General features: G+C 39.7%; 10 protein-coding genes. 1 reads left to right on the top strand and 9 read right to left on the bottom strand.

What is annotated here, in order from left to right; all coding sequences use genetic code 11:
• The first annotated feature begins 32 nt into the window (after positions 1–32).
• Positions 33–1796, top strand: a complete 1764-nt coding sequence (locus IGJ49_RS01495) for an IS1182 family transposase (RefSeq protein WP_438722213.1) — start codon at positions 33–35, stop codon at positions 1794–1796.
• Positions 1797–2305: 509 nt separating this feature from the next.
• Here the strand turns inward: IGJ49_RS01495 and IGJ49_RS01490 are convergent.
• The 9 genes from IGJ49_RS01490 to IGJ49_RS01450 form a co-directional block, all read right to left on the bottom strand.
• Positions 2306–3301: an aldo/keto reductase gene (locus IGJ49_RS01490; protein WP_224434446.1), complete on the bottom strand. Its 996-nt coding sequence runs from the start codon at positions 3299–3301 to the stop codon at positions 2306–2308.
• A 208-nt stretch (positions 3302–3509) separates the two neighbouring features.
• Positions 3510–4328: a peptide-methionine (S)-S-oxide reductase MsrA gene (gene msrA, locus IGJ49_RS01485; RefSeq protein ID WP_010736490.1), complete on the bottom strand. Its 819-nt coding sequence runs from the start codon at positions 4326–4328 to the stop codon at positions 3510–3512.
• A 98-nt stretch (positions 4329–4426) separates the two neighbouring features.
• Entirely contained in the window at positions 4427–5164 is a 738-nt protein-coding gene (gene truA, locus IGJ49_RS01480) for a tRNA pseudouridine(38-40) synthase TruA (protein WP_062805815.1), read from the bottom strand.
• Positions 5165–5301: 137 nt separating this feature from the next.
• Positions 5302–6354, bottom strand: a complete 1053-nt coding sequence (locus tag IGJ49_RS01475) for a PTS transporter subunit IIC (RefSeq protein ID WP_438722212.1) — start codon at positions 6352–6354, stop codon at positions 5302–5304.
• Between the two features lie 13 nt (positions 6355–6367).
• Positions 6368–7306, bottom strand: a complete 939-nt coding sequence (locus IGJ49_RS01470) for a 2-dehydropantoate 2-reductase (protein WP_010736493.1) — start codon at positions 7304–7306, stop codon at positions 6368–6370.
• Between the two features lie 505 nt (positions 7307–7811).
• Positions 7812–8651, bottom strand: a complete 840-nt coding sequence (locus IGJ49_RS01465) for a PRD domain-containing protein (protein ID WP_010736494.1) — start codon at positions 8649–8651, stop codon at positions 7812–7814.
• A 50-nt stretch (positions 8652–8701) separates the two neighbouring features.
• On the bottom strand, positions 8702–10162 hold the full coding sequence (locus IGJ49_RS01460) for a glycoside hydrolase family 1 protein (protein WP_438723953.1): 1461 nt from the start codon (positions 10160–10162) through the stop codon (positions 8702–8704).
• Positions 10163–10193: 31 nt separating this feature from the next.
• On the bottom strand, positions 10194–12035 hold the full coding sequence (locus IGJ49_RS01455) for a beta-glucoside-specific PTS transporter subunit IIABC (RefSeq protein WP_023519004.1): 1842 nt from the start codon (positions 12033–12035) through the stop codon (positions 10194–10196).
• 203 nt (positions 12036–12238) lie between these two features.
• Positions 12239–13453 (bottom strand): dicarboxylate/amino acid:cation symporter, encoded by a 1215-nt coding sequence (locus tag IGJ49_RS01450; RefSeq protein WP_010736497.1) that lies wholly within the window; start codon positions 13451–13453, stop codon positions 12239–12241.
• Between the last annotated feature and the right edge of the window lie 6 nt (positions 13454–13459).

Genomic DNA, 13459 nt, shown 5'->3' with positions numbered 1-13459 from the left:
TCATTGTATAAACTATTCTGGGAGTGATTCTAATGATGAGAAAACAATCGATTGAAGGTAGAAATCAATTTGCTATGTTAACAATTGATGATCTTGTACCTAAAGATCACTTAGTTCGAAAGATTGATGCTGCGATTCAGTTTGATTTCATTTATCCCATTGTAGAATCTACGTATTCGACCCATGGTCGTCCCAGTATTGATCCAGTGGTCTTAATTAAATTAGTATTTATCCAATATTTATTTGGTATCCGTTCGATGAGACAGACCATTAAAGACGTTGAAACAAATGTTGCTTATCGTTGGTTTTTAGGTTATTCATTCGAGGATCCTATCCCGCATTTCTCTACTTTTGGTAAAAACTATGTTCGAAGATTTAGAGAAACAACTTTATTTGAAGACATTTTCTCTCATATTCTAGAACAAGCTGTAAAAGCTGGCTTCGTTACGGAAGACAACCTTTATATTGATTCTACTCATATTAAGGCAAATGCCAATAAACATAAGTTCACAAAAGAAATGACCTACGGTCAAGCTAAAGCTTATCAAGATGAATTAGAAGATGAAATAAATAAAGAACGTATTGCTGTAGGAAAACGTCCTTTTACATGGGACACAGAAAGTGAGTTGAGTCTTCAAAAAATAAGTCATTCAGATCCAGAAAGTGGTTACTATGTTAAAGGTGAACGAGAAAAACAATTTGCTTATTCCGCGCATACTTCCTGTGAAGATAATGGTTTTATCTTATCTACATTAATCACACCAGGAAATGTACATGACAGCCAAGTCGCAATCGATCTGGTCAAACAGTCGAAAAGAGCTTTTCCAAATATAAAGCGTGTTGTCGCTGATGCAGGATATAAGACGCCTAAATTTGTTCATTTTCTGTCACACTTGAAACTCTACCCGATTCTTCCATATACTGTACCTCATGGAGTAAAAGGAATGTTTCGTAAAAAAGACTTTGTTTATGATGCCTATTTTGACTGCTATTTATGTCCCAATAATCAACCGTTGTTATTTTCAACTATCACTCGTGATGGTTATCGAACCTATAAATCAAATCCAAAATTCTGTAGGAGTTGTCCATTACTTAAAAACTGTACTTTGAGTACAAAACATCAAAAAATAGTAACTCGACATGTTTGGGCGGATCTTATGGATGAACTTGAACACCAACGCCATACGGCGTTGAATAGAGAAATTTATAAAAAGAGAAAACAAACTATTGAACGAATATTTGCAGATGCAAAAGAAAAGCATGGTATGCGTTGGACAAAATATCGAGGTCTCGAAAAAGTCGCCACGCACACGATGCTTACGTTTGCTGCCATGAATTTAAAAAAACTAGCCTCATGGCTATGGAAAGCAAAAAAGCCTATGGCTTTTTATTTCAAATTTCTACAAAGACTAATAAAAAGGAGTTGGCAATTAAGCCACTCCTTTTTGTCTACAGTCTGGGCCATATATCTTAATATGGCTGCTTTTATGTGTCGTTTTTACTTATTCACTTCATCGCTATCACTTTCGTCAAGTTACTGGAACATCAATTTAGCCAACGGCAATATTGTGATCGTAGACAAGTTTTCGGCACTCACACGTTATATCATCATCGCTATTCAGCGATCCTCTACGGATGAAATCATTAAAAGAATCATCGGAATCCCAGGAGATTCTATAAAAGTACATGACAATGAACTGACCTTGCATTTGGGAAACGAGCCACATTCTCCTACAGAGATTTTTTGGCTGAGTCCAGAAGTAGTTGCGCAAATGAACCATTCACAAAAAAAATAAGTGAGCTAACGCTAGAAACAGCGATAGTGTCAGAAAACAAAACAGGAACCGATAGCTACTCGTCCCCCGAATCTTTAATACAAACCGGAGAGGATAGACGTATTTTGTATGTTAAGGCTCTTTCTGCTGCGTCGGAAACGAATTTGAAACAAATAGAAAAGGAACAAAAAAGCAAGACGATAAAATCTTCACTTTAGAAGAACAAGAAGGTAAGCTATTGTACCAAGTAAAAATGAAGAAAAACAAGCTACGCCGTCTGTCTCTACATCACCTCTCAAACACAAGATATGATAGCATAAGCAAGAGGAGGTCGGAACAGAAGTATTCAGCCTCGATAAACAAGGCGCCAGCCACTAAAATTGTTCTACAAATTTTCGTGGCTGGCGCCTTATTTCCGAAGAGGTTACTTCTGTCCCTGCCGTTTATTCGGTTTTAGAATATGCATGAGGACTAATCCCCCAGACACGCTTGCTTTTGTTGTATCCACTTCAACGTGATTTTCTCACACGTTAATTTTCTGCCAAAATCGTTTCGATCGTTGCTAGTTCTTCTGGTGCAAAGACGAGATTATCTTTCATTTTGACACTTTCCTGCAACTGACTCAAACGGCTAGCACCGACTAAAACACTTGTCACTGATGGTTGTCGCACATTCCACGCCAATGCCATCTGAGCCAATGTTTGTCCTCTCGCTTCCGCCACTTCCTGTAACTGTGTAATTTTACGTAGTGTCGGTGCAATCTGTTCTTCTGAAAGAAAAGGGATTTCTTTTCGATGCGCACGTGATTCTTCAGGAATACCATGTAAGTAGCGATTCGTTAACAAGCCTTGTGCTAATGGACTAAACGTGATTGCACCTAGTCCATTTTCAGCAAGGACAGGTGCTAAGTCCGTCTCAAGCAATTCTCTTGAAAACAGATTGTAACGCATTTGATGGATCACGAAGGGCGCATCTTTTTTGCGTAAAATTTCCGCCATTTTCTGCGTGTCCGCCCCATTGTAGTTAGAGATACCGATATAAAGGGCCTTTCCTTGTCGAACTAATTGCATCAATGCCTCTGCGGTTTCTTCCAAAGGCGTTTCAGGATCTGGACGATGATGATAGAAAATATCCACATAGTCCAAACCCATACGTTGCAAACTCTGGTCACAACTGGCAATGATCGACTTACGAGACCCCCAATTGCCGTAAGGCCCATCCCACATATAATAGCCTGCTTTACTAGAGATAATCAGTTCATCTCGATAGGGTTTGAGATCCTCTTTAAAAAGTCGTCCAAAGTTTGTTTCAGCTGCTCCAGCAGGTCCACCATAATTATTGGCTAGATCAAAATGGGTGATGCCTAAATCAAAAGCCCCCTTTAAAATTTCCCGCTGATTACTGATGGGATCATATTCCCCAAAATTTTGCCATAATCCTAAGGAAAGTAAAGGCAGTTTTAATCCAGATTGACCGCTTTTACGATACTCCATGTTTTCATAACGCGTTTTATCAGCTACATACATTTCATTCACTCCTTATTTTATGATTATCACAGAAGTCTTCCACTCCAAAAAATAAAGAGTTACTTCTGGAATGCCGTTTTTCATTTTCAAGGATAGCAGATGACTACTGACCAAGATTTTTTAGCCATCTCTATTTCAAGTCCCCATAGATTACTTTCAAATTTATATCTCTTCAATAGAAAACGCTACCAAAATTATGTTGCTTGTTTTAGTTCTTCGCTTTTTTTCCCCAATTGGTAGTCATTTTTTGCAAAAATGCTAATTGACGACGAGTTTGTTTTATTTTTTTGTAACGTTTTGGTTGCTTCCGATAAAATTGCTGATGGTAATTTTCTGCCGGCCAAAAAGCTGTCGCTGGTAAAATAGCCGTAACTATCGGTTTTCTGTAGCGACCTGATGCGCTTAATGCTTGTTTCGACGCTTCAGCAGTTTTTTGTTGCTCTTCATTTTGAACAAAAATGATTGGACGATATTGTTCTCCGCGGTCTTGGAATTGTCCAAATTCATCCGTCGGGTCCGTTACTTGCCAGTAAATCTCGACTAGCTCTTGATAACTGATCAATCGCTTATCAAATATGATCTCCACTGCTTCCACATGACCGGTATAGCCGCCACTGACTTGGTCATAATTAGGGGAATCAAACTGCCCGCCTGTGTATCCAGACATCACAGAAATAATTCCTGCTTTTTTCTCAAAAGGCTCTACCATACACCAAAAACAACCGCCAGCAAACACTGCTCGTTCTTGAACTGTCGGATCTGTCAGTTCGTGTTTAGAAAAATCATACCGCGCTTCCCCTAACGGATCGCCGACCATTTGCAAATAGAAATCCATGACATCTGGAGTTAGATTTTGTCGTAAAGCCAATGGTCGCAAAGAAACTTCCAACTTTTCAAGTACCTCTTTTAGAGAAACAGAAGTTGCTAACTCTTCTTTCGCTGTCATTAGTTGTTGTCGCTCCCAGTCTCGCGTGTTTGGGTTTAAAATCAAATTGTAGAGAGTGGTGATTTCTTCCTCTTTCTTCATCGGGTCTCCCCCTCCCAAAGTGTCCACTGCCGATCCAAGGAAACAGGAAAAAGCTGAGATTGCTTTTCCCCTATTTTCTTTGAATCATTTAACGTCTCTTAATAATACACTTCATCTAGAAAAAGCGCATGTGCGGGAACTGTCTCGCCTGCTTGCTGTCTGACTTTCGTTTCAAAAATCGTATCGATCAAAGATAATTCAGCTTTACCTGAACCAATATCTAAAATCGTTCCCATTAAGATCCGTACCATTTTATACAAAAAACCATCCCCTACAAATGTAAAATGAAGCATATTACCTTCTTGTTGGACCGATAATTTTTCAATTGTACGTACTGTTGATTTTTTTGTTTTTTTCAATGCTGAAAATCCAATAAAATCATGTTTTCCTTCTAGTTTCCGACAAGCTTCTTCCATTTTCTCCAAATCAAGTGCCTTCGGATAATCAAAACTATGGTTTCTTTCAAACACTGTTGGAATTGGAGCATTCCAAACGTAGTAACTATATTTTTTCCCTTTTGCATTATATCTAGCATGAAAACGTTCAGGTACTTCTTCCACTTTTTTTACCACAATATCTCTTGGCAAATAACGATTAAGAAAATCCAGCATCTCCATTCGACTCATTGTACTAGCTGTTTTGAAATTAGCTACTTGACCTCTGGCGTGTGTTCCAGCGTCTGTTCGGCCAGAACCGATAATCTCAATCGTTTCCCCGGTCATTTGCGAAATGATCGCTTCGATTTTTCCTTGGATCGTTTTTTCATCATTACCAAGTCGCTGCCAACCAGAATATCTTTTTCCATCATATTCGATCGTTAATTTTATATTTCTCATGTATTCTCCTTCTATTGGATCAAATGATCCATTGTTTTCATTTAGTGTCAGTATAGCAGATAACACCATCTTCTTCTCAAAAAAAAACGCAATCCAGAGATTTCTCTGTTTTGCGTTTTTTTCTTTTATAATTTTGATCAACCTAAGAATTTGAAGACTTCTTCCCGGTCGTAAAGTTTCAAGATTTTTTCAAATACTAATTGCGTAAATAAAGCAGCCGCGACTGGTACGACGAACCAACAAATCAACACCATCACGATATTTAGTCCAGCATCTAATGAAGCAAGAGGGCCAACTAAACCTACGATCCCAAAGCCCGCAGAAGCTGGTGTTCCTGATACAGAGAAAAGTGCGACAGGTATCGCTGTGATAACCGCACTTACTAAACATGGAAGCAAGATGATCGGTTTACGGAATAAGTTCGGCATCATCATCTTCATCGCACCTAACGCAATCGCGATCGTGACACCTGATTTATTGACACGCCAAGAATTGACGATCAACACAAATGTTGTGGCTGCAACACCCATAGCAGCAGCTCCTGCAGAAACTCCATCCAATTGGATCGCTAAACCAATCGCAACTGTTGAAATCGGTGAAATGATCAAAAAGGCAAATGAACAACCGATCAAAATAGACATCAAAATAGGTTGCAATGTCGTAAAGTTATTGATACCTTCACCAATTGCAGAGGTGATCGCTGTCACATAAGGGAATAAATAAAACCCAATAAGACCTGCGCCCACACCGACTACGATTGGTGTCAATACGATTGCGACTGAGCCAAAGCGGTCACCGATCAATAGGATCAGACCAACAGCAATCGCTGCAGTGATCATCGTATTGATGATATCTCCTGTACCTGCCCCTACATATACTCCTGCTTCACCAAGGTCTGGCATAAAGCGGACAACACCAGAGCCGACAAATGCAGCACCAGCTACTACCATCATTTGCATCGGATTAAACCCAAATTGTAACCCGATCAAACCACCAATGATCAACGGTGTCGCTAATTGGAAGATCACAGCTAGTTGTGCGATCGTCACAGCAACAGGATATTCACTGAAATACTTTAAAATAGCTCCTAAAACAGCATTTGGAATCAGTCCTACGATGATCCCTGTTGCTGTTCCAGCTAATACTTTGTTCAAAAAAATTCTTGGCGTTAATTTATTCGTCGTATCCATTTATTTGTTCCTCCTATTTCGCCTCTAAAATCTGTTCTTTTGCATGCACGAGCGCTGTCAAAAAGTCACAGTAAGGCGTAGCGATCCCGTATTTCTTTCCTTTACGTGAAATCGCACCGTTGATATAGTCGATTTCTGTCAAACGGTTGTTTTTGATCAAATCTTGATGCATTGATGGGAAGTGCATACCGATCGTTTCAGGATCAAAGCAAGTTTCACAGTGGGCGACTGCTTCTTCCACATCTAAATCAATATTTTCGGCTTTTGCTACTTGACCAAATTCATTTACGATAGCAACAACCATATCATGAGCTGTAGAAGTACGACCAAGTCCTGCCATATTCACGTCTAAAATCGTACATAAGCCGTTCATCGTGCCATTGACACAAGCTTTACGATAGATCGAGTAATGGATATTACTTGAATACTTCGCATTCAAACCAGAGTCAGCTAAAGTTTCTGCCAATTCTTTCGCAGCTTCTTCTTGACCGTCTCCTAAGTTTTGTAGTTCTACTGAACCACTACCGAATAATTTCACACGTCCAGGACCTTCTAAGCCTGCCGTCCACATTGTATTACCAATAAAAATATTTTTCATTGGTACAAATTTTTCAATAATATCTTCATGGCCGATTCCATTCAATAAACAAAGAACTTTTGTCTCATCTTTGATCATTGGACGGATATCTTCCAACATTTTTTCTAGTTGCATTGCTTTCGTGAATAAGACGATCAAATCAACTTTTTCTACGTCATTGATCTCTGATTGAAGAACGACTGGGATATCGACAACGATGTCCTCACCGTTAAAGTTAGCTTTCAATCCGTTTTCTTTGATCGCTTCTACATGGTCTTTCCAACCATCGATCAATGTCACGTCATTTCCACCTTTTTGCAACATGAGTCCAAACCGACTCCCCATTGCACCTGCACCAGCAATTGCTATCTTCATTTCTTTGTTCTCCCCCTTTAATTTGGTTATACGACGAATAAGCAAATAATTCCTCTCACGATCATTCAATCATTCACAATGTCCACTAGTTATGACTGATCATTCGCTTGAAAAACTATTTTACTTGACTCATTTTCCCATTTCCTTTGATTTATTTCAAATAGCCTGATTGATTACTCACAAACGTAAGCGTTATCTATCCATTTTAAGCCCTAGTAGATGGGTTGTCGTACGACACTAAGGAGTATTATACACTAAAAACAACCCGTTTTTTTAATATAACCTCGATTATTTTTGTTAATTTTCAAATCAACTACGTTATATAACTAATCAGATACAATTGTGAACTACCACACGATCCGATCCAAAAAACAGGTTATCTGGTACTTTATAAACATATATTTCGCTAAAAAATCCTATTCCTCCTATTTGTTTTAAAAAAAAGCAGCTACCAGAAAGGATCACTGGCTTGCTGCTATTCATTACGCAATCTTGTCTATTTTTTTCAATCAGGGTGCCGCATCAATCGATTGATATGCACACCTAGATAGGTAACTTCCTCTTTCGTGATTTCCTGTTGGATCATTTTCTGGATATACTGCCTTACTTTGTCTGCATTTTCCATCGCCAATGGATACAAGGTACACATTTGCTGATATAGCCCATCATCTTGTCCATCCAGCATTTTATTCGCAAACAACCGTTCAACGAAAAAACGAACATGAGTGATAAAACGACTATAATGGATCGAGTCTGGAGCAATGTCGATTCGAATCGAATATTTTACTAAGTTGACGATGCCACCAATCATTTTCGCTTGCTTCATACTATCGGTTCCCTGACTTTCTTGAGACAATGAATTAATGACATGAAAGGCGATATTTGCCGCTTCTTCAATGGGTAACTCGACATCGGATTTTTCATTGAAGATCATTAGCGCTTGCTCCGCTGCTTGATATTCTTCCGGATAGTAATTCTTGATCTCCCAATATAACCGATTGGTGATGATGATTCCTTTGGCCATACGTTCAACTGAAAAATGTAAATGATCAGGTAATGTTAAATAAATACTAGAGTTTAACCGTTTCCCTAGTCGTTTCTCCATACTGGAGACCATTGCTTTCGTTAATTCAAAATAGGTCAAAGGAACCTCTTTGATCAAATCCAATAATTGCATGGCTTTGCCTTCATCATAGGGCAGATAGATCTCATCAATCGAATCATCCGAGATGATCTCACCGGGCTTTTTGCCAAAACCGATCCCTTTTCCTAAAGCAATCATTTTTTGCTGATTGCTGTCGATCAATACCACACTGGAGTTAAGCACCTTTAGTATTTTCCTCATGATATCCTCCTTCGCTCATGGTTACTCCTTGAGCGCATCGAACAGTTCCTTCACTCGATGGATCGACCGTTCGTTCCAATAACTTCTTTATACCAGTAAAATGAATCTTTACGCAAGCGATCATAACTTCCATTTCCTTCATCATCTGCATCTACATAAATGAATCCGTAACGTTTTGACATTTGAGAGGTTCCGGCACTGACTAAATCAATAGGTCCCCAACTTGTATACCCAATCAAATCAACCCCTTCATCGATGGCTGCTTTCATTGCTTTGAAATGTGCAGTAAAATAGGCGATTCGATAGGGATCATGGATTTCATCGTCAATCACTTCATCAAAAGCCCCCATGCCATTTTCAACGATCATCAAGGGTACTTGATAACGGTCATATAATTCTAGTAAAGAAATTTTCAAGCCTAAAGGATCAATTTGCCAGCCCCAATCTGTCGCTTCTAAATAAGGATTTTTAACACCCAAAACGGTATTCCCCGGTGTCCGCTCTGCCTTTGGATCTGCGGATTCACACATAGACATATAATAACTAAACGATAGGAAGTCTGCCGTATGTTCTTTCAATAATTCTTTATCACCAGGTAACATGTCGATCGTGATATGACGGTTGGCTAAGTCTTTCAAAACGAGTGGCGGATACGTACCTTTGACTTGAACATCCGCATAAAAATGATTGTTCATATTCTTTTTCAATGTTCGTTCCACATCTTCTGGTCGACTCGTCAACGGATAGGTCATCAATTTGGTCAACATACAACCAACTTGGCTACCAGGGATCTTTTCATGGCAATGTTTCGTTGCTAAAGCCCCTGCCACAAATTGATGATGTAACGCTTGATAGATAACCGCTTCGATTTTGTCTGGTTCGATCGTATCAGTCAAAATCCCGGCAGTCGTAAATGGATGTCTAAAAATACTATCCACTTCATTGAACGTCAACCAGTAATGAACGTACTCCCCAAATTCGTCAAAACAAGTATCTACAAATCGAACAAAGTCATCCACCACACTTCGTTGAATCCAACCGTTGCCTTTCATCGCTAATGCTAATGGCATCTCATAATGAGACAAGGTCACAATCGGTTCGATTCCTAAGCGCTTCATTTCTTTAAAAACTTCTTTGTAAAATGAGACACCTTCAGGATTAGCTGTCTTTTCATCCCCGTTTGGAAAGAGTCGGGACCACGCAATCGACAAACGTAATGTAGTAAACCCCATTTCTGCAAATAAAGCTAAATCCTCTTTGTAACGATGATAGAAATCGACCCCTCGTCGTTTAGGGAACCACTTGTCTGTAGGGTCGGCTATTGCTTCTTCTACTTTTTCGATTGTCACCCCTACATGGGCTGCGTAATCTTTGTTGTCTACATTAGTTTTATAAGTTGCAACATCTGCCACAGATAGCCCTTTTCCACCAATATCCCATGCTCCTTCTACTTGGTTTGCTGCAATTGCACCTCCCCATAGAAATCCTTCGGGAAAACCTGTTTGTGTCATATCCATTTTTCTATTCCTCACTTTCATTTCTTCATTTTACTAAAGCAGAAATCATCAATAACTCAGTTTCGGGTGTCACTGATTGATTTTCTACTTGATGATCGATGTGATACTCCTTCTGATTGGTCACGACCACCACAACGACTGGATCAAATCCTGCTTGTTTGATTTTTTCAATATCAAACGCAAGCAAACGCTCGCCTGGTTGTACCATCTGACCTTCTTTAACAAAAGCCTGGAAGCCTTCACCTTGTAACTTGACTGTATCGATTCCTACATGAATCAGTAATTCTACTCCGCTCACCGTTCGTAAGCCGATGGCATGACCTGTCTCAAATAGCATGGTCACTTGTGCTTCTTCAGGAGAAAAAACAATACCTTCTTCTGGAATGACTCCGACACCTTCGCCAACCATCCCACTAGAAAAGACATCATCTGGGACTGTTTCAAGAGGAATCACTTGACCTTTGACTGGGCTCACGATACCCCAAGTTCCTCCCCTACGACTCTCGTTCTCTTCTTGTGAAGTTGCTTCTTCTTGATCTTTAAAAAATACCAAGCCACCTACAAACGACACGACAAAAGAAAGAGCTGTACAGACAAATGCCCAGACAAGGTTCATCGGTTGATCTGCACTAGCAAACATCGTGATACTCGCAATCCCTGGTCCAACCAATGCGAAGGCTTCTAAAGCCATGATCCCGGCAAATATCCCGCCGATGAAACTAGAAACCATCACGATACTCAATACCCGTTTGTGTAAGATCGTGACCCCATATAATGCGGGTTCAGTGATACCAAATAAAGCTGAGATTCCTGCAGAAATCGCTGTTTGTCGCAATTTTGTATTTTTTGTCTTTAAACTTACGGCAAAACATGCACCAGATTCAGCGATATTATGTGCCAAAGAAGCCGGTAAATAGAGCATCTCTTTTCCTAACTCTCCCATTGAAGAAACAGCATAAGGAATCATCGCTTTGTGCATGCCAGTAACGACCATCAATGGTAGAACTGCGGCAAGTAAGCCTGTCGCTAACCAGCCTAATCGTTGATATAACTCGACGATCAAATATGAGAATGCGCTACCAACGTTATAGCCTAACGGTCCTAAAATCAGCAGTGCAACTGGGACAGTCACTAATAAAGCAACCATCGGAACAAAGAAAATACGAATCGGCTTCGGAGAAATTTTCGTGACATATTTTTCGACGATACTGTAAAACAACACCGTTAAGATTGCTGGGAAGACTTGAGAAGCATACGCAATATTTTCAATTGAGAACCCTAGAAAGGAGGTTCCGTCTGCTAGAAGGGTTGCCATTTCTGGTAAAAGCAAAGCACTCACTGCTGAAACAGCTACGATTTCATTGACTTTTAGCTTTCTTGCCGTCGTCATCGCAACTAAAATCGGTAAGAAGTAAAGAGGCGCTCCTCCGATCAAATTCAATAGCAGGTAAGTAGATGAGTTTGCATCCATCACACCCAATAAAGATAAGAGCAGTAAAAGTGATTTTAAGACACCGCCACCTGCAATCGCAGGGACCAACGGTTGAAAGACTGAAATGATAAAATCAAGTAAAATTGTTCCAATAGGTTTCTTTTCTTTGTTTATGTTCTGATCTGCCGAAATTTCTCCGATCAGTTTGGCTAATTCGTCATAAACTTCCACTACTTCATTCCCAATGATTACTTGGAATTGAGCATTGCTCCGAACACCAATGACCCCATCTAAGCGTTCTAACTCTTCACGATTTGTTTGTTTGACATCTTTCAACGTAAAACGAAGTCTAGTTGAACAATGTTCCAAATGAATGATATTTTCTTTTCCGCCAACGAATTGTAAAATATGCTTTGCTAAAGTTTGATGATCCATTTTTTCCACTCCTTCTTTCGTTTTTCTTTTTCGCTGCGCAGACAAAAAAGAAAAAAGCAGGCAAGACCATAAGAAATAACAACAAAGGATTCTTTGTGTGTCTTTCTTTAGGTCCTGCCTGCTTTACCAGTCACATGCCTGTTTTATTTACATTTACTATAACAAGTATTTTTTAAAATTGCAACCCCTTTCTTTTTATTCATTTAGCCACGGCTAAAAATCTCATAATCGATTTCATCGACTGATTTCGCCACGAGGATTGCTGAATACACATCAGAATTGACATTCAAAATCGTACGCAACATCCCTACCAACCATTCAACACCGCCAAAAATGGCAATACTTTCAATAGGTAACCCCATTTGCGGCACGATGATGGCTAAAGAAACGAGCCCCGCACCAGGAACTACCGCATTGGCTAAAGAAATAAAAGTGGCTAAAATCGCAAGATAGACCATGGTCGTCCATCGAAACTCTACTTGGTACATCTGGGCGATCGTGATCACCGTCAGTGCCATGTGCATTGCTGAACCATTACTGTTCAATGACATTCCTAATGGTAAGACTAAGTGACTGATTCGCTTACTCAACCCTAATTTATGTTGTGTTTCTTCTAATTCGATTGGTAAAGTGATGGCTGAAGAAGTCGTTGCAAGTGCCATGATCGACATATTCTTCATATTCATGATCAATTTTAACGGATGTAATCGGCCGTATATACTGACAACAACTAACCATCCCAGTAAGAACAATACTGTAGCTAAGCTATACACCAGTAGATATTTTACCATTGGCAGAATGACTTGTGCGCCTAATTGGCTGATACTGCTACTCACCAAGGCAAATATCCCAATAGGGGCAAAATGCATCACATATTTGATGACTTGGATAATCACTTCGTTAAAATCAATGATTAGTTGAAACAACTTCGATTGGGGCTGTTTTTGTCCATATTGATTCAAGGCTAGGCCAAAAAAAATCGCGAAAACAATGATTTGGATAATCGAACCTTGCGTAAGGGATTCAAAAATATTTTTAGGCACAAACTGGAGAAACGTTTCTTGAATCGACAGCTCTTGCGCCTCGATCGTAGGACTTAATCGCTCTATATGTTCCATGCCAGATCCAGGCGTAAACAAAACAGCCAATAACACACCCCATAAAGCTGCCAATAAGGAGGAAATCCCAAAGATGAGCAAGGTGCGTGTCCCAATACTTGCTAATTCCTTCAAATCAATACTACCTAAAGCTTGAATGATCTGACCAAGAATCAATAATGGGATCGCCATCTGCATCAGTCGTAAAAATACTTCGCCAATCGGTTTTAACACAGACGCACTCATTGGCCAGAACATCCCTACCAAAATACCTAAAGCCAATGCAAGGCTAATTTGAATGATCATGGCATTTTTTTTCATCACTCG

The organism is Enterococcus sp. AZ171, assembly GCF_051714005.1.
In the GTDB taxonomy this organism is placed as follows: domain Bacteria; phylum Bacillota; class Bacilli; order Lactobacillales; family Enterococcaceae; genus Enterococcus_B; species Enterococcus_B pernyi.
This window is presented reverse-complemented; position numbering and strand designations above follow the sequence as displayed.